This is a genomic window from Bacteroides faecium (assembly GCF_012113595.1).
GTDB lineage: Bacteria > Bacteroidota > Bacteroidia > Bacteroidales > Bacteroidaceae > Bacteroides > Bacteroides faecium.
In genome coordinates this window covers 4,500,698-4,518,515 of record NZ_CP050831.1, presented here as the reverse complement: position 1 = coordinate 4,518,515, position 17,818 = coordinate 4,500,698, and the positions used below count along the sequence as shown (strand labels likewise).

The window sequence follows — 17,818 nt, the reverse complement described above, 5'->3', positions numbered from 1 at the left end:
AAAACTATCTTTGTCTTTATGAAACAAACCTTTACATCCGCACGTCGTCCCCTGGAGATACTGATACACATTATCGGCTGGGGGATTATGTTCGGTTTCCCGTTCTTTTTTGTTGAACGCGGGAACGGGAATATTAACTGGATGGCGTATATACGCCATCTTGCCGTACCACTATCTTTCATGATTGTGTTCTACGCCAATTATTTCTTTTTGGTTCCCCGTTATCTTTTCCAAAGTCAGGCTAAAAGATATGTTATCTATAATATTATCTTCCTATGCGTTATCGGACTTTTACTTCATCTATGGCAAAGTCTGACGTTCGACCCATCCTTTGCGCCCAGACCCAAAAGACCGGGTATGCCGCCGGGATGGTTATTCTTCCTCAGGGATATGCTGAGTCTCGTCTTTACCATCGGACTGAGTGCCGCCATTCGTATGAGTGCCCGATGGACGCAGAACGAAGCCGCCCGTAAAGAAGCGGAACGGAATCGTGCGGAAGCCGAACTGAAAAACCTGCGGAACCAACTGAATCCTCATTTCTTGCTGAATACGCTGAATAATATCTATGCTCTGATTGCATTTGATTCGGACAAAGCGCAGGAAGCTGTGCAGGAGTTGAGCAAACTTCTCCGATATGTATTGTATGATAATCAGCAGATGTATGTACCTCTTTGCAAGGAAGTGGACTTTATCCGCAATTACATTGAATTGATGCGTATCCGCCTGTCGGCTAATGTACAGATGACTACTCAATTCGAGATTCAACCGGATAGTCAGACACTTATTGCACCGCTTATCTTTATCTCGTTGATAGAGAATGCATTCAAGCATGGCATCTCCTCTACCGAACCGAGTTTTATCAGTATTCATATTTCAGAGAATGATAAGGAAGTGGTTTGTGAAATCCGCAACAGCAATCATCCCAAGACGGTGGAAGATAAAAGTGGTTCGGGTGTGGGGTTAGAACAGGTAAGCCGACGGCTGGAGATACTTTATCCCGGGGCTTACACCTGGTCGAAAGGCAGCTCGGAAGACGAGTCTGTCTATGAATCGAGACTGAGCATTAAAATCAAAGAGTAGGTAGAGAACGTTTAGTATAAAACTTTAGATATAGAATAGTATGGTATTACGTTGTGCAATTGTTGATGATGAGCCTTTAGCTCTCAGCCTGTTAGAAAGTTACGTGAACAAGACTCCGTTCCTGCAACTCGTGGGAAAGTATTCCAGTGCAGTTCAGGCAATGAAGGAGTTGCCCGATGAAGAGGTGGATCTTCTGTTTCTGGACATTCAGATGCCGGAGCTTAACGGACTGGAGTTCTCGAAGATGGTAGACTCCCGCACCCGTATCGTATTTACTACTGCTTTCGGGCAGTATGCTATCGACGGTTATCGCGTCAATGCACTCGATTACCTGCTGAAACCTATCTCATACGTTGATTTCCTGCAAGCGGCAAACAAAGCGCTTCAGTGGTTTGAACTGGTGCAGAAGCCGGAAGAGATAGACAGCATCTTCGTGAAAAGCGACTATAAACTGGTACAGGTAGACCTGAAGAAAATCATGTATATCGAAGGTTTGAAGGATTACATCAAAATCTATACAGAAGATACTCCCAAACCCATCCTGTCGCTTATGAGCATGAAAGCTATGGAAGAGCTTTTGCCTTCCAGCCGTTTCATACGCGTGCATCGTTCTTTCATTGTTCAGAAAGATAAGATACGTGTGATAGACCGTGGTCGTATCGTTTTCGACAAGACATATATTCCCATCAGCGATAGTTACAAGCTAGTTTTCCAGACTTTTCTGGATGAAAGGAGCTAATGTTGGCTATTTTATCGGTGAAAAGAAGATTTTTGTCGATTATTATTTGTCAAAACCCGTTTTATCCCTACCTTTGCAGAGAACAGAAAGGGATTGTGAAATTCCGAGAATAGAATAGTTTAGTTAAGTCTAGTTTAGTTTTTGTGTTGAGTGCTTCCTCGTCGGCGGACGAACAAGGAAGCACTTTTTATATTTTACAAGAATAATATTGCACAAAATATACATATTTTCCATAACTTTGCAGCGACAAAATATCACACAAATGGAATATGCTGTAGAAGAGTTGAAAAGCGCGTTAATTGAGCTATGCGAAAGTGAGGGAATATTGTATGCAATGGTTGCGGTAGACCGTCGTACAAAAGAGATAATTCTTCCTGATACTTTACAAGGAGCGTTGCAACATCCTGAATACTTCGTATGTACTTGCAAGAAAGTGAAAGATAATTATATAGTAGAGGAGATTACAAAGGCGTAACTCTCCTCTAGTCTTTTTCTATATTTCTTTATTCTTTTATTCGCCAAGTTCCCCTAGCAAATCGTAGGAAGGAACAAAGAATAGTGTTCCCGTTATTGCTGTACTAAAGTCCAACAGACGGTCGGTATTACCCACCGGATTGCCGATAAACATACTTTCCAACATTTGGCGGGTTGTACTGAAAGTACTTGCATAACCGATGAAGTATGTGCCATATTCTCCTTTAGAGGTATTGGCAAACGGCATGTTGGCACGTACAATCTTCAAATCATCACCAATATTGGTAACAGCATTGTGCGCGTTCTGTGGTTTCTCCTCGTCAGAGAGTTCGACGTCGTTGAACTTGCGACGGCCAATCACTTTCTCTTGTTCTTCCACAGGCAACGAGTTCCAGGCAACCATGTCATGGATGTATTTCTGTACAAAGACATAGCTTCCACCTGCGAAACCGGCATCTTCCTCACCTATCACCGCAAAGTGATAAGGATTTTCGTCTACGGCAGGATTTTCCGTCCCGTCCACGAAACCGATAATTGCTTTGCCGTCCATGTATCTGAAGCCATGAGTTTCATCGACAGACTCTACCACACCTTTAAGTTTCTCATCAATAATGGAAGCAAACTCAAAGCATAACCCCATCTGCTTGGCACGAATATGAAATAACAAGTCGCCCGGAGTGGAAACAGCGGTGTACTTCTCTCCTTTTATTTCCTGAAAGGTAACCAGTTCCTTCGGCTTGCCCTGTTCCGGGAAAAGACGGCTCCATGCATCAGCGCCAAATCCCATTGTGCAAGAGAATTGCAGATCGGGGAAACGATTGCGCATACTGCGAATCATTGCCGAGAAATTGGCACACACATCTTTCACCTTGTCAGGCATATCGGGAGACTCCTTCAATTTGTAGACTATAAATATAACGTTCTCCCCTTGCTTTCCTGCTACATCCTGCGGTATGTTACCGTGAAATGGATTTTGATTAGGATTCATATCTTTCTATTTTATCTTTTAGCTGCGCTAACGGATGATTTTATTTTAGTTCACATCCTTTTTACTCTGATCTTCAATATACAAAGCTGCCCCTTTATCCATAAACAGTTCTACATTCTGTGCATGATGGGCAATGTAGGCTGCCGGCCCTGTATCTCCCGAATTGCAGATTTCCTCTACTATATCCGCTTTACTTTTCCCCGTTATCAGGAAAATGACATGACGGGCATTCAGAATAGGATAACCGGTCATTGCAATGCGTTTTTGTCCGTTGCGGGGATGGGTGCTGACTACATAAATAGAACTGGAAGTCAGCAAATTTTCTTGTCCGGGAAAAATAGAGGAAGTATGTCCGTCGTCTCCAGCACCCAACAAGATTATATCAAATTCCGGCCAGCCTTGTTTGAGCGGTACCTGCTGCCTGACTAATTCAGAATAACGAAGAGCTTCCTTCGCCGGTTTTGCTTCGCCGCGAATACGGAAGACATTCTCATATGGAATGGGAGTCAATCCTAAAAGAAGATTGCGCATCATCCCATAGTTACTGTCCGAATCATCGGGCGGCACACAACGTTCGTCCACCCAATAGATATGCATACGATTCCAGGGAGTAATATCCATATACTCGTTCGCCCATAAATCAAACATCAGAGCAGGGGTGTTCCCACCGCTCACCGCAATATTGAACACCTTACCCGGTTCTTCTTTCATAATTTCCACCAAGCGGAGTATCAACTCACGAGACGTCTCTATGGACGAGGGAAAAACTTCTAGTTTCATAATTCACAATATTGATCTGTGTTCGTCAAATTCTTACAAGGATTAGTCCAGTCAGCTCCATGCTCGTGCATCATAGCTTCACTTTCCAATGGCCCCCACGTGCCTGCGGGATAACCGTAAAGAGGTGCGTCGGGATTCTCTTTCCAATAGCGGAGTACCGGATCGAAGAAATTCCATGAGGCTTCCACTGCATCGCTTCGAGTAAATAAGGTCGGATCGCCCTGGATACAGTCGTCTATCAGACGTGCATAAGCGTCGCCGCTAGGCACTCCACCCAACTGGGCATAACTGAAGTCCATCGTCACCTGGCGGACTTCAAAACCTGCGCCGGGAACTTTCATTCCGATCTTGAGCACTATTCCTTCGTTTGGCTGCAAACGAAGAATCAACTTATTCGCCCGTGGACAGTTGCCACTGGCACAATGAAACATCTGATGAGGTGTTTCGCGGAAATGAACTACGATTTCCGTCACCTTTGTCGGCATCTGCTTGCCTGTGCGGATATAGAACGGAACACCGCTCCAGCGCCAATTGCTGATACCCAGCTTCATGGCAATATAAGTTTCTGTACGCGAATCAGGAGATACGCCTTTTTCTTCACGATAACCTTTCTTATTGCCGGAAGCTGTATATTGCCCGCGAACGATATGTTCGTTCAAGTCGACTTCATTCAACGGAGTCAGAGATTCATAGACTTTCACGACTTCATTACGGAAGTTGTCCGCATTGAATACAGCGGGCGGTTCCATAGCCGTGAGTGCCACAAGCTGGATAAGATGATTCTGCACCATATCACGCAGGGCTCCTGCCGTTTCGTAGAATCCGCCGCGTTGTTCGATACCGAGATTCTCAACTGCTGTGATTTCTACGTAGTCGATATAATTCCTGTTCCAAAGGGGTTCGAAGATACCGTTGGCAAAACGGAAAGCCAGTACGTTTTGGGCAGTCTCTTTACCAAGGAAATGGTCGATACGGTAAATCTGCTGTTCGTTGAAGACCGAAGCATAGATTTTGTTCAGTTCACGTGCCGATTCGAGGTCGTAGCCGAAGGGCTTCTCTACGATGATACGTGAATGAGGAGTATTCAGTCCGGCTGCTTTCAGATGCAAGGGTACTACACCGTAAAGTGACGGCGGAGTGGCAAGATAGAACAGCAGGTTGTCAGGGTCTACCTCGTTGGTCAACTCTACCAGCCGTTGACGAAGTGTCGGGTAACCTTCTTCTTTTGCCGGGTCCATTGGCAGGTAATACAAATGAGAGACAAAGGCATCCATCAATGCCGCATCCTGTTCTTCAGACTTCACAAAAGTCTGAAGTTCACCTAATATATATGAACGGTAATCCTCGTCAGAGTAGATTGTACGCCCGATACCCACGATACAATAATCTCCGGTCAACCGCTTTTCACGGAAGAGAGAGTAAAGGGCAGGCATTAACTTACGCTTGGTAAGGTCGCCGGACGCACCGAAAATAATCATTGCAAATTTATCCATTGTCGCTTTTTTATTTCTTATTTATAAAACAATCTTATTACTCATCATATCCTGTTAAACGTTGTACGTGCCCGACTTCGTATCACCACCATGTCCTGTCCAGTTTTCGTGGAAGAACTGTCCGCGCAACTCGTCTTTACGTTCGAAAGTGTGCGCGCCGAAGTAGTCACGCTGTGCCTGTACGAGGTTGGCGGGCAAATCGGCAGAAGTGAGCGAATAGAAATAATTCAAGGCGGAAGAGAAAGCGGGAACGGGAAGTTCTTCTTTCATAGCTTCGGCCACGAGGCTCTTCCAACCGGGGAGCAACGTTTTCATCTCTTCTTTGAAATAAGGAGCCAACAACAAGTGTTTAGGCTTGTCGGTGGCTTCGAAGGCGGCTGCAATGTCGTTCAGGAATATGCTGCGGATGATGCATCCACCACGCCACATACGGGCGATGGAAGCCAGGTCGAGATGCCAAGCGAAAGCGTCGGAAGCGCGTTGCAACACGGCGAATCCCTGGGCATAGGAGACGAGCTTGGAAGCATAAAGGGCAGAGAAAATGTTCTTGACAAGTTCCACCTTATTATATATAGGTTGTGTATGTTGGCACTGGAATTGTTTGGAAGCCAGGCGGCGCAAATCTTTCTGGGCGGAGAGACTGCGTTCGAACACGGCCGTAGCAATCAGTCCTAACGGCATGCCGAGTTCCATAGCATTGATGACCGACCATTTGCCTGTTCCTTTCTGTCCGGCAGCGTCCAGAATCTTATCAATGAGATAACCGCCAGCTTTGTCTTTATGACGCAAGATGTTGGCAGTAATTTCGATAAGGTAACTGCGAAGTTTGCCTTCGTTCCAACGGGCAAAGACGTCTGCCATTTCCTCGTTGTTCAAATCGAGCAGTTTCTTCATTACCCAATAGGCTTCGGCAATCAACTGCATGTCGCCATATTCGATACCGTTGTGAATCATCTTCACGAAGTGGCCGGAACCTGCCGGGCCTACCCATTGGCAGCAAGGAGTACCGTCCGGCGCTTTTGCCGCAATGCTTTGAAGAATCGGTTTCACTTCCGGCCATGCTTGTTCCGAACCGCCGGGCATGATGGAAGCACCGTTCAAAGCTCCTTCTTCACCGCCGGACACGCCACTGCCGACGAAAAGGAAACCTTTCGATTCGGCAAGCTCGACACGGCGGTTGGTATCCTCGTAATTGGAATTACCACCGTCGATAAGAATATCACCGGGTGAGAGCAACGGGAAAAGCTGCTCCATCAGTTCGTCTACCGGACTTCCGGCACGAACCATCATCATTATTTTCCGGGGGGTAGCTATTGAGTCTACAAAAGCTTTTATATCTGTGAATCCTTCGATATTTTTGCCTTTTGCCCGGCCGTTCATAAAACGGTCTACTACTCCTTCTTCCACTCCGGGGACGGTACGGTTATAAACCGATACATGCCATCCCTTACTCTCCATGTTTAAAGCTAGATTCTCGCCCATCACAGCCAAGCCGATAAGTCCGATATCTGTTTTATTCTGATTTGCCATAACTTGTATATTTTGTAATAATGTTTACCATAGTAACAATTGAAATGAACATTTGTTCGATATATTTAGATTAAAATATTATTTTTGCGGGCAACAAATAGAAACAGAAATGAAGAAAATCAAAATCGGTTTACTGGCCCGTATTGTCATCGCTATCATTCTAGGCATTGCCATCGGCACTTTTTTCCCGGCTCCGCTGGTACGGATATTCGTCACTTTCAACGGCATTTTCAGTGAGTTTCTGAATTTCTCCATTCCGTTGATTATCCTCGGACTGGTCACTGTGGCTATTGCCGACATTGGCAAAGGCGCGGGAAAGATGCTGCTCATCACCGCTCTGATTGCTTACGGGGCTACTCTGTTTTCGGGTTTCCTCTCCTATTTCACCGGAGTCACGATATTTCCGTCACTCATCGAACCGGGTGCGCCACTCGAAGAGGTGAGCGAGGCACAAGGGATTCTCCCCTACTTCTCCGTATCCATCCCCCCGCTGATGAATGTGATGACGGCTTTGATTCTCGCTTTCACGCTAGGGTTAGGGCTCGCTTCGCTGAACAACGATGCTTTGAAGAATGTGGCACGGGATTTTCAGGAGATTATCGTCCGTATGATTAGTGCCGTGATTCTGCCTTTATTGCCGCTTTACATCTTCGGCATTTTCCTGAATATGACACATTCGGGACAAGTCTATTCTATCTTGATGGTATTTATCAAAATCATCGGAGTAATCTTTGTCCTGCATATATTCCTGTTAGTCTTCCAATACTCCATTGCGGCACTGTTTGTACGCAAGAATCCGTTCAAGCTGCTCGGCAAGATGATGCCGGCTTATTTCACGGCGTTGGGTACGCAATCATCGGCGGCTACCATCCCCGTAACGCTGGAACAGACGAAGAAAAACGGGGTATCGGCAGATATTGCAGGATTTGTGATTCCACTGTGTGCCACGATTCATCTGTCGGGCAGTACGCTGAAAATCGTAGCTTGTGCACTGGCGTTGATGATGATGCAGGGAATGCCGTTCGACTTCCCTCTCTTTGCCGGTTTTATCTTTATGCTGGGAATCACGATGGTGGCGGCACCGGGTGTTCCGGGCGGGGCTATCATGGCTGCCCTGGGAATCCTGCAATCCATGCTCGGCTTCGATGAATCGGCGCAGGCTTTGATGATTGCTCTTTACATCGCAATGGATAGTTTCGGGACCGCCTGCAACGTCACCGGAGACGGAGCTATTGCGCTGATTATCGACAAAATGATGGGCAAAAACCGTGCTGAACGACTGTGCTGAAAAATAAATGGAAACAGGTTTGCATATGCAGCAAAAAATGACGACATTTGCACCCACATTTTCAATTATTAAATACATAGCGTATGAAAAAAGCCCTAATTTCAGGCATCACCGGGCAGGATGGTTCTTATCTTGCCGAGTTTCTATTGCAAAAAGGTTACGAAGTACACGGTATTCTCCGTCGTTCTTCTTCGTTCAATACAGGACGTATTGAACATTTGTATTTTGACGAGTGGGTGCGCGACATGAAACAAAAACGTACTATTAATCTGCATTATGGGGATATGACAGATTCTAGTTCGTTAATCCGTATTATCCAACAGGTGCAACCGGATGAAATCTACAATCTGGCTGCTCAAAGCCACGTAAAGGTTTCGTTCGACGTGCCCGAGTACACTGCCGAAGCGGATGCCATCGGCACACTGCGTATGCTCGAAGCTGTACGCATCCTGGGACTGGAAAAGAAAACCCGCATCTATCAGGCTTCTACTTCCGAATTGTTCGGAAAGGTGCAGGAAGTTCCACAAAAAGAGACAACTCCGTTCTATCCCCGTTCTCCGTACGGGGTAGCCAAACAATATGGTTTTTGGATTACTAAGAATTACCGTGAAAGTTACGGAATGTTTGCCGTAAACGGTATCTTGTTCAATCATGAGAGCGAACGCCGCGGCGAGACTTTCGTTACCCGCAAGATTTCTCTGGCTGCCGCACGTATTGCGCAGGGCGAACAGGACAAGCTGTATTTAGGTAATCTGGACGCACGCCGTGACTGGGGATATGCCAAGGATTACGTGGAATGTATGTGGCTGATTCTGCAACATGACGTTCCCGAAGATTTCGTGATTGCTACGGGAGAAATGCACACTGTACGCGAGTTTGCGACACTGGCTTTCAAAGAGGCAGGCATCGAACTTCGTTGGGAAGGTGAAGGCGTGAATGAAAAAGGTATCGACGTAGTTACCGGAAAGACAATGGTAGAAGTTGACCCTAAATATTTCCGTCCGTCGGAAGTGGAACAATTGCTGGGCGACCCGACTAAAGCGAGAACTTTATTGGGATGGAATCCGTGCAAGACTTCATTCGAAGAACTGGTAAGTATCATGGTCCGCCACGATATGGAGAAGGTGAAACGCATGATAGCCAACAAACATTAATACTTGTTTCACCACAGATTAACACAGATTTCCACAGAATATGTTCTTTATATCTGTGAAAATCTGCGTTAATCTGTGGTGAGAATAAAAAAAGATAGAATGGAAAAGAATGCAAAGATATACGTAGCGGGACACCACGGTCTTGTAGGGTCTGCTATCTGGAAAAATTTGCAAGATAAAGGATATACCAATCTGATAGGTCGCTCCCATAAGGAGCTTGACTTACTGGACGGTGTGGCTGTCCGCAAATTCTTTGATGAAGAAAAGCCGGAATATGTTTTCCTTGCCGCCGCTTTTGTAGGCGGTATCATGGCAAACAGCATCTACCGTGCCGACTTTATCTACAAGAACCTGCAGATTCAGCAGAATGTGATTGGAGAAAGTTTCCGTCACAATGTGAAGAAGCTGCTTTTCCTGGGTAGCACGTGTATTTACCCGCGTGATGCCGAACAGCCAATGAAAGAAGATGTGCTGCTCACTTCTCCGCTGGAATATACCAACGAACCGTATGCAATTTCTAAAATTGCAGGATTAAAGATGTGCGAGAGCTTCAACCTGCAATATGGTACAAACTATATCGCTGTGATGCCGACCAATCTCTACGGCCCGAATGATAATTTCGATTTGGAACGCAGTCATGTATTGCCTGCCATGATTCGCAAGATTCATCTGGCTCACTGTCTGAAAGAGGGTGACTGGGAAGCTGTGCGCAAGGATATGAACCTGCGTCCGGTAGAAGGTGTCGATGGCGACAGTCCAAAAGAAGAAATCCTTGCTATCTTGAAGAAATATGGTATCAGCGACACGGAAGTGACTCTTTGGGGTACTGGTACTCCGCTTCGTGAATTCCTTTGGAGCGAAGAAATGGCAGACGCCAGTGTATTCGTCATGGAGCACGTTGATTTCAAGGATACCTACAAAGAAGGTGACAAGGACATCCGTAACTGCCACATTAACATCGGAACCGGCAAGGAAATCACTATCCGCCAGCTTGCGGAACGCATCGTAGAAACCGTAGGTTATCAAGGCAAACTGACTTTCGATAGCAGTAAACCGGACGGTACTATGCGGAAACTGACCGATCCTTCAAAGCTGCATGCTCTCGGATGGCATCATAAAATCGAAATCGAGGAAGGCGTACGGAAAATGTACGAATGGTACTTGAAATAAGAAGTAAAAACAATCTGTTGATATGCTATCAGCATCATTATTTTAGCTTATAGCATAATTGATTTTCATTATAGCATATCTGATTTTCATTATAGCATAATTAATTATCATTATAGCATATCTGATTATCATTATAGCATATAAGAATCAGCTCATAGCATATCACAGATTTACTCCCTCTCCCACCCCATTTCCAAAAATTCTTCACTCATAGTTCTTCATTCTTAATTTAATTGCTATATTTGCACAATTTAATACCAAATGTGCAAAAACAATGGAACAGAGTTTTATAGCTTACATTGAAAATAGTATCAAGAATAATTGGGACTTGGATGCCCTGACCGATTACAAGGGTGCCACCCTACAGTATAAAGACGTAGCTCGCAAAATCGAAAAACTCCATATCATTTTTGAGGAAAGTGGAATCCGCAAGGGAGACAAGATTGCCGTATGCGGAAGAAACAGTTCGCATTGGGGGGTAACTTTCCTTGCTACGCTGACGTATGGAGCGGTTATCGTACCTATTCTCCATGAGTTTAAAGCAGACAATGTGCACAACATCGTCAACCACTCCGAAGCGAAATTATTACTCGTAGGAGACATGGTATGGGAAAATCTGAACGAATCGGCAATGCCGCTACTGGAAGGTATCCTAATGATGAACGATTTCAGTCTGCTGGTATCACGCAGCGAACGTCTGACTTACGCCCGCGAACATCTGAATGAAATGTTCGGTAAGAAATATCCCAAAAACTTCCGCAAAGAGCATGTCGCATACCATAAAGACGAACCCGAAGAATTAGCCGTCATCAATTATACTTCAGGTACGACCAGCTATTCCAAAGGAGTAATGCTTCCCTATCGCAGTTTGTGGTCGAATACCAAATTCGCATTCGAAGTGTTGGAATTGGAAGCCGGGGACAAAATCGTATCCATGCTTCCTATGGCACACATGTACGGATTGGCGTTCGAATTTCTTTATGAGTTTGCCGTCGGATGCCATATTTACTTCCTTACCCGCATGCCGAGTCCGAAAATTATCTTCCAGGCATTTGAAGAAGTTAAACCCAGTCTGATTATAGCCGTCCCGCTTATCATCGAGAAAATCATAAAGAAGAGCGTACTTCCGAAACTGGAAACTCCCGCTATGAAGATATTGTTGAAAGTGCCTATCATCAATGATAAAATCAAAGCTACGGTACGCGAGGAAATGATAAAAGCGTTCGGCGGGAACTTTAAAGAAATTATCGTCGGTGGAGCTGCATTCAACCAGGAAGTGGAACAATTCCTGAAAATGATTGATTTCCCTTATACGGTAGGATATGGAATGACGGAATGTGGCCCGATTATCTGCTACGAAGACTGGACAAAATTCAAGCCGGGTTCTTGCGGAAAGGCTGCACCCCGTATGGATGTACGGATTCTGTCTTCCGACCCGGCGAATATCGTCGGAGAAATTGTTTGTAAAGGCCCGAATGTGATGTTGGGGTATTATAAGAACGAGGAAGCTACACAGGAAGTTATCGATAAAGACGGTTGGCTGCACACAGGCGACCTCGCATTGATGGATGCCGAAGGCAATGTAACTATCAAGGGACGCAGCAAAAACCTGCTTCTCAGTGCAAGCGGGCAGAATATCTATCCTGAGGAAATCGAAGATAAACTGAATAATATGCCATACGTAGCCGAAAGTATCATCGTTCAGCAGAACGAAAAGCTCGTCGGTCTTGTTTATCCGGATTTTGACGACGCTTTCGCTCACGGTCTGAAGAATGAGGACATCGAAAGGGTAATGGAAGAAAACCGGGTGACACTGAATACAATGCTGCCGGCGTATAGCCAGGTTTCAAAGATGAAGATTTATCCCGAGGAATTTGAAAAGACACCGAAAAAGAGTATCAAACGGTATTTGTATCAGGAAGCTAAAGGTTGAGGCAACTAAGCTTAGCGTAGAAGAATATAACTTAAACCGAAGATAAAGAGACATAAGAATGAAAATAAAGAAGACAATAATCACGGCAGCTATCCTAATGGCTGCCGTTTGTTTACCAGCACAGAACAAGAGTGCCGGTATTAATATTTCCATTTGGAAAGATATTTGTACGCAACCGCATGACAGTACGCAGACCACTTATGTGAATATCGGTCTGTTGTCTACCATGAATCGTCTGAATGGTGTAGGAATCAATGCATTGGGAAGCGTAATTCACGGTGATATGAATGGTGTTCAGATTACAGGATTGGCCAACCTGGCAGGGGGAACAATGCGAGGCGTTCAAATAGCCGGTGTCAGCAATATCAGCGGAGACAATACGGTGGGATTTTCCACTGCCGGACTGGTTAATATAACCGGTGACGGTACACGTGGAGTAACCATTGCCGGACTTACCGGTATCGGTGGAGATAATAGCTCAGGAGTAATGATAAGCGGTTTTATGAATGTGACAGGAAACATGGCTTCGGGTATTCATTTCTCTGGCGCAGCGAATATCACGGGACAAAGTTTCAATGGTATGATGACTTCCGGACTCTTGAATGTGGTAGGCGAAAACATGAATGGTTTACAAATAGCCGGCATTGCCAATATTACGGCTACAAAATTGAATGGTGTACAGATAGCATTGTGCAATTACGCTACAAAAGTCCGTGGACTGCAGATTGGTCTGGTCAATTATTACAGGGAAGACATGAAAGGACTTCAATTAGGATTGGTCAACGCAAATCCTAATACAAGAATACAGATGATGGTATATGGTGGTAATGCGACTCCTGCCAATATAGGTGTACGTTTCAAGAACCAATTATTCTATACGATTCTAGGAGTGGGTTCCATGTACCAGGGATTGAATGACAAGTTTTCTATGAGTGCGTCCTATCGTGCCGGCCTGTCCTTTCCTATCTATAAGGGACTCTCTATCAGTGGTGACCTCGGATACCAGCATATAGAAGCCTGTGATAATAAGGATGAAGTAATTCCAAGACGCCTGTACGCATTGCAGGCACGTGCTAATTTGGAATATCAGTTCACTAAGAAATTCGGTGTTTTCGCGACAGGCGGCTACGGCTTGACCCGATTCTATAATAAATCTAGTAATTACGATAAAGGAGCGATTGTAGAAGCGGGTATTGTTCTTTTCTAAATTATTCTCTTTTAATAGAAGGAAATAGGCAAACTACAAGTTCCCCAAAAACAAAATAAAAGAATAAGCCCTGTAAGAGTGAAACTTCAATTTCATCGTTCTTACAGGGCTTATTTATGATATAATGTACGACTTTATCTATTACACCTTTTCCTTTATCAAACCGGTACGATAAGCGACAAGTAACTTTTTCAAATCTTGAATCTGCGTCACAAGTTCTTTCCCTTTATCGGTATCCTTCACCATCATCCGCTGGGAGTTAAACTCTAAAACAAAGTTAGTCGATTTTATATCCAAGCCCTCTTCAATAGCTTTCTGACGAGACTGGAACGGTTCATGCTGCACGAGCTGCATACCGTGAGAGTGATAAACAAGCGTATATCCCGCAATTCCCGTTTCCGGCTGATAAGCTTTTGAGAATCCGCCATCAATAACGAAAAGCTTGCCATTGGCTTTCATCGGTTGCTCTCCCTGAATCGTTTTCACAGGTACGTGACCATTGATAATATGCGAATGAGGACCTAAAGCCCCGAACTCAGCCAGTATCTGGTCACATATATCTTCCCGGTTACGCAGCGTATAATAATAACCTTTCTTCTCCTTATGCAACTCTTTGTCGTCCACAAAGTAACGTTCAAAAGTAGCCATTTTATCCTTGTCAAACAAAGGAGCTTCCGGACCACACCACATATACCAGATATAATCCATTGCAAATTCCTTATCCTCTTCCCCGTCTTCATCGAAATAAGCGGTACGAATCAATTGGTCGGCTTTATCCAGCAGCTTGCGTCCCCAGTATTCTTTCCCCCGTATCTTGACATGCTTAAAACTGCCATCTTCATTCAAAGGTACGGAAGCATGATAGAGAAGGTTAGAGTTGGAAACCAGATACATTCCGCCATATGTAAACAGGCAGCGCATATGTTTCTTCAGTTTCTCACTATTCATAAATGAATAATGAATTTTCTCCACCAATTCGCGCTCTTCATCCGTCAAACGATAAGGGTCGGCAGGGTCGATGGTCGGGAAGTTCGTATCGCGGAGTGCATACTCTTTCCCTTCATAAACAAAGATGCCACGCTCAAAATCTATTTTCTCCAGCAGTTTGCGGTTTGCCATTCCAAACTCTGGACGACGGTCGATAATCTCGGCTTCCAGTTTAAACTGGATAATAGTGATAGCTTTGTGCATTTGGGTAATCAGACGCAAAGTCTTCTCATTATAGTGAGTATCCGCAAAATTCATTTTGGGCATGAAGATAGAGCAAGGGTCATCGGCATAAGTATCCATAGCGAAAGTAGCCAATGGAAGCAGATTGATTCCATAACCATCTTCCAGTGTACCCAGATTGCCATAACGCATAGACATACGGATAACGTTGGCGATGCAACTGTCGTTGCCGGAAGCAGCGCCCATCCAAAGAATGTCATGGTTACCCCATTGAATATCAAAGTTATGATAGTTGCACAAAGTATCCATAATAATGTGAGCGCCCGGGCCACGGTCGTAGATATCACCTACGATATGAAGAGAGTCGATAGTGAGACGCTGAATCAGGTTGCACATGGCAATGATAAAATCATCCGCACGCTTTGTAGTAATAATCGTACTGATAATCACATTGATATAAGCATGCTTATTCGGCTCGATGGAAGATTCGTGCAACAGTTCCTGTATGATATAAGAAAATTCGGCAGGAAGGGATTTGCGCACTTTGGAGCGGGTGTACTTGGACGATACATTCTGGCAGACTTTCACCAGTTGGTTCAACGTTATCAGATACCAGTCGTCCAAATCCTTTTCACGCGCTTTCACGAGTTGGAGCTTTTCTTCGGGATAGTAAATCAGAGTACAGATTTCTTTCTTTTCCGCCTCACGGAGAGTATTACCGAATATTTCATTCACTTTACGTTTTACCGCACCCGACGCATTTTTCAGCACATGTTGAAAGGCTTCGTATTCACCATGTATATCTGTCAAGAAATGCTCCGTCCCCTTAGGTAGATTCAAGATAGCTTCCAGGTTGATTATTTCCGTACTTGCATCAGCAATCGTAGGAAAACTTCGGGAAAGCAATTGCAGATAGCGAAGGTCGCTCACAATACTTTCAGGAGTTATATTACTTTGAGCAGTCATTTTATTTTATTACAATTTACTAATTACCAATTATTTTGCTTCTTATGTTCTTTGTTTGGAATCATACGATTCGGTTATTCGTTATAAATATAGTACTTTTTATTCACAAGTCTATTATTTCTCAATTTTTAATTCTCAATTATCAATTTAACAAGAACATCAACAACACTTGCGCGATAATCACCCGCAGAAACATACACAGCGGGTATACTGTCGCATAAGCTACGGACGGATTGTCACCGGGGATTGTATCATTTGCATAATTCAACGCCATCGGATTCGCCATACTTCCGCACAACATACCGGACACCGTACCGAAATCTATCTTCATCATCTTGAAGGCTATAAAGCCTACCAAGACTGTCGGAACAATCGTCAGTCCTGCTCCCAAAGCAATCCATAACAAGCCTTCCGGGCGGAATACAGTATCGAAGAAATGCGCTCCGGCATCCAGTCCCAAACAGGCAAGATACATGGAAAGTCCCAGTGCGCGCAACATCAGATTTGCGCTGCGGGTGGTATAGGTAATCATATGTATCCGTGGTCCGAATGTACCCAAAAGGATACCGACAATAATCGGTCCACCCGCCAATCCCAGCTTCACGGGAGTGCTGACTCCCGGAATGGAAAAAGGAATAGCACCCAATGCCAATCCCAACACGATACCGATAAATATAACCACCAGATTAGGTTCTTTCAAGCTCTTGACAGCATTACCCAGTACTTTCTCTACATTTTGGATAGCTGCCTTCTCTCCTACCACTGTCAAGCGGTCGCCCAACTGAAGTATCAGTCCCGGAGTGGCAAGCAACTGTACGCCCGAACGGTAAACGCGGCTGATATTAATCCCATAATGATTTCTCAACCGGAGAGCGCCCAGTTTCTTTCCGTTCAGTTCAGGACGAGTGACGACGATACGTTGGGAAACCAGTTCGCTGTCAATCGCATTCCAGTCAATATCCTCTTTGTTCCAATCCGTATTTTCCTGCTCCCCGAAAAGAACAGTCAAGGCTAAAGCATCTTTCTCTGCGGTTATCACCAGCAGGCGGTCTCCTTCCTTCAATACTTTATCGGAAGTCGGGATGCTGACATGCCCGTCCCGCCATAAACGGGAGATGACAAACTTCGGGTAACTCATATGAGCAATATCCTTTATACTCTTATTGAAAATAGCAGGATTGTGTACTTGAAACGCTGCAATATAAGTTTTGTTCGCATCATCTTTCTCTTTTATCTCCAAATCTTCTTTACGAACCAGTACTTTACGGATTAATAAAACGGCAAGAATTACGCCGACTACTCCCATCGGATATGCCACCGCACATCCCAGGGCAGGCGTACTGCTCTCCATTCCCATCTGTTTCAAAGTTTGCTGCGCAGCTCCCAATGCCGGAGTATTGGTCGTTGCGCCACAAAGAATACCAACCATATCGGGAAGAGACACACCCGTGGCATAACTGGCTACCACCGTCAGCAATGTTCCTAAAAGAACGACTCCGAGCGCCAACATGTTCAGCGTCACTCCGCCTTTACGAAAAGAGCTGAAGAAACCGGGCCCCACTTGCAGCCCAAGGGAATAAACAAATATGACGAGTCCGAAACTTTCTGCATAATTCAACATCTGCGCATCCACCGAAAGCCCGAAATGCCCGGCAAGAATACCCGCAAAAAAAACAAAAGTGACTCCCAGGGAAACTCCCCAGAAATGCACTCTTCCCAGCCCCAGACCTATTGCCGAAATCAGCGAAAGTACCACAACAGCCTGTAAGGCAGAATGTTCGAGAAATAAACTATATAACCACTCCATGTATATTCAAACTAATAGGGCGCAAAGATAAAAACTATT

At 44.8% G+C, this 17,818-nt stretch carries 14 protein-coding genes; 8 read left to right on the top strand and 6 right to left on the bottom strand.

Translation table 11 applies throughout. The features are described from left to right. Window positions 1-18: 18 nt before the first annotated feature. The 3 genes from BacF7301_RS16690 to BacF7301_RS16680 all read left to right on the top strand — a co-directional run bounded on the left by BacF7301_RS16690 (window position 19) and on the right by BacF7301_RS16680 (window position 2,294). Window positions 19-1,080, top strand: a complete 1,062-nt coding sequence (locus BacF7301_RS16690) for a sensor histidine kinase (RefSeq protein ID WP_167964547.1) — start codon at window positions 19-21, stop codon at window positions 1,078-1,080. A gap of 40 nt (window positions 1,081-1,120) precedes the next feature. Further along, on the top strand, window positions 1,121-1,819 hold the full coding sequence (locus tag BacF7301_RS16685; RefSeq protein ID WP_167964545.1) for a LytR/AlgR family response regulator transcription factor: 699 nt from the start codon (window positions 1,121-1,123) through the stop codon (window positions 1,817-1,819). A gap of 262 nt (window positions 1,820-2,081) precedes the next feature. Beyond that, the gene (locus BacF7301_RS16680) at window positions 2,082-2,294 is read left to right on the top strand and encodes a hypothetical protein (RefSeq protein ID WP_167964543.1); all 213 of its coding nucleotides are present in this window, start codon (window positions 2,082-2,084) and stop codon (window positions 2,292-2,294) included. A 36-nt stretch (window positions 2,295-2,330) separates the two neighbouring features. Here BacF7301_RS16680 and BacF7301_RS16675 read toward each other — a convergent pair whose 3' ends face one another. From BacF7301_RS16675 to gnd, 4 genes are read right to left on the bottom strand one after another with little or no spacing between them, the layout of a single operon-like run. Next, the gene (locus BacF7301_RS16675; RefSeq protein WP_167964541.1) at window positions 2,331-3,281 is read right to left on the bottom strand and encodes a Dyp-type peroxidase; all 951 of its coding nucleotides are present in this window, start codon (window positions 3,279-3,281) and stop codon (window positions 2,331-2,333) included. Between the two features lie 45 nt (window positions 3,282-3,326). After that, a complete protein-coding gene (gene pgl / locus BacF7301_RS16670; protein WP_167964539.1) occupies window positions 3,327-4,061 on the bottom strand; it encodes a 6-phosphogluconolactonase in 735 nt (244 codons plus the stop codon). After that, a complete protein-coding gene (gene zwf / locus BacF7301_RS16665; RefSeq protein ID WP_167964537.1) occupies window positions 4,058-5,554 on the bottom strand; it encodes a glucose-6-phosphate dehydrogenase in 1,497 nt (498 codons plus the stop codon). The genes pgl and zwf overlap by 4 nt, the downstream gene beginning before the upstream one ends. 54 nt (window positions 5,555-5,608) lie before the next feature. Then, a complete protein-coding gene (gene gnd / locus BacF7301_RS16660; protein WP_167964535.1) occupies window positions 5,609-7,084 on the bottom strand; it encodes a decarboxylating NADP(+)-dependent phosphogluconate dehydrogenase in 1,476 nt (491 codons plus the stop codon). A 109-nt stretch (window positions 7,085-7,193) separates the two neighbouring features. On the opposite strand from gnd, the gene BacF7301_RS16655 reads away from it, so the two are divergent. From BacF7301_RS16655 to BacF7301_RS16635, 5 genes are all read left to right on the top strand, one after another. Then, window positions 7,194-8,372 (top strand): dicarboxylate/amino acid:cation symporter, encoded by a 1,179-nt coding sequence (locus BacF7301_RS16655; RefSeq protein ID WP_167964533.1) that lies wholly within the window; start codon window positions 7,194-7,196, stop codon window positions 8,370-8,372. Window positions 8,373-8,455: 83 nt separating this feature from the next. After that, on the top strand, window positions 8,456-9,526 hold the full coding sequence (gmd, locus tag BacF7301_RS16650; protein ID WP_167964531.1) for a GDP-mannose 4,6-dehydratase: 1,071 nt from the start codon (window positions 8,456-8,458) through the stop codon (window positions 9,524-9,526). A gap of 99 nt (window positions 9,527-9,625) precedes the next feature. After that, window positions 9,626-10,696: a GDP-L-fucose synthase family protein gene (locus tag BacF7301_RS16645; RefSeq protein ID WP_167964529.1), complete on the top strand. Its 1,071-nt coding sequence runs from the start codon at window positions 9,626-9,628 to the stop codon at window positions 10,694-10,696. Window positions 10,697-10,970: 274 nt separating this feature from the next. After that, window positions 10,971-12,629, top strand: coding sequence for a long-chain fatty acid--CoA ligase (locus BacF7301_RS16640; RefSeq protein WP_167964527.1), 1,659 nt, complete (start codon window positions 10,971-10,973; stop codon window positions 12,627-12,629). Window positions 12,630-12,687: 58 nt separating this feature from the next. Beyond that, window positions 12,688-13,836: an LA_2272 family surface repeat-containing protein gene (locus BacF7301_RS16635; protein WP_167964525.1), complete on the top strand. Its 1,149-nt coding sequence runs from the start codon at window positions 12,688-12,690 to the stop codon at window positions 13,834-13,836. Between the two features lie 141 nt (window positions 13,837-13,977). Here the strand turns inward: BacF7301_RS16635 and BacF7301_RS16630 are convergent, their stop codons facing one another. Then, window positions 13,978-15,972, bottom strand: coding sequence for a fructose-1,6-bisphosphatase (locus BacF7301_RS16630; RefSeq protein ID WP_167964523.1), 1,995 nt, complete (start codon window positions 15,970-15,972; stop codon window positions 13,978-13,980). A 142-nt stretch (window positions 15,973-16,114) separates the two neighbouring features. Then, window positions 16,115-17,779, bottom strand: a complete 1,665-nt coding sequence (locus BacF7301_RS16625) for a putative transporter (protein ID WP_167964521.1) — start codon at window positions 17,777-17,779, stop codon at window positions 16,115-16,117. Window positions 17,780-17,818 lie beyond the last annotated feature (39 nt).

What these genes read in the sequence shown, in the direction of transcription:
- BacF7301_RS16690 (WP_167964547.1), top strand. Translation starts at nt 19, where the DNA reads ATGAAACAAACCTTTACATCCGCACGTCGTCCCCTGGAGATACTGATA.
- BacF7301_RS16685 (WP_167964545.1), top strand. Translation starts at nt 1,121, where the DNA reads ATGGTATTACGTTGTGCAATTGTTGATGATGAGCCTTTAGCTCTCAGC.
- BacF7301_RS16680 (WP_167964543.1), top strand. Translation starts at nt 2,082, where the DNA reads ATGGAATATGCTGTAGAAGAGTTGAAAAGCGCGTTAATTGAGCTATGC.
- BacF7301_RS16675 (WP_167964541.1), bottom strand. Translation starts at nt 3,281, where the DNA reads ATGAATCCTAATCAAAATCCATTTCACGGTAACATACCGCAGGATGTA.
- pgl (WP_167964539.1), bottom strand. Translation starts at nt 4,061, where the DNA reads ATGAAACTAGAAGTTTTTCCCTCGTCCATAGAGACGTCTCGTGAGTTG.
- zwf (WP_167964537.1), bottom strand. Translation starts at nt 5,554, where the DNA reads ATGGATAAATTTGCAATGATTATTTTCGGTGCGTCCGGCGACCTTACC.
- gnd (WP_167964535.1), bottom strand. Translation starts at nt 7,084, where the DNA reads ATGGCAAATCAGAATAAAACAGATATCGGACTTATCGGCTTGGCTGTG.
- BacF7301_RS16655 (WP_167964533.1), top strand. Translation starts at nt 7,194, where the DNA reads ATGAAGAAAATCAAAATCGGTTTACTGGCCCGTATTGTCATCGCTATC.
- gmd (WP_167964531.1), top strand. Translation starts at nt 8,456, where the DNA reads ATGAAAAAAGCCCTAATTTCAGGCATCACCGGGCAGGATGGTTCTTAT.
- BacF7301_RS16645 (WP_167964529.1), top strand. Translation starts at nt 9,626, where the DNA reads ATGGAAAAGAATGCAAAGATATACGTAGCGGGACACCACGGTCTTGTA.
- BacF7301_RS16640 (WP_167964527.1), top strand. Translation starts at nt 10,971, where the DNA reads ATGGAACAGAGTTTTATAGCTTACATTGAAAATAGTATCAAGAATAAT.
- BacF7301_RS16635 (WP_167964525.1), top strand. Translation starts at nt 12,688, where the DNA reads ATGAAAATAAAGAAGACAATAATCACGGCAGCTATCCTAATGGCTGCC.
- BacF7301_RS16630 (WP_167964523.1), bottom strand. Translation starts at nt 15,972, where the DNA reads ATGACTGCTCAAAGTAATATAACTCCTGAAAGTATTGTGAGCGACCTT.
- BacF7301_RS16625 (WP_167964521.1), bottom strand. Translation starts at nt 17,779, where the DNA reads ATGGAGTGGTTATATAGTTTATTTCTCGAACATTCTGCCTTACAGGCT.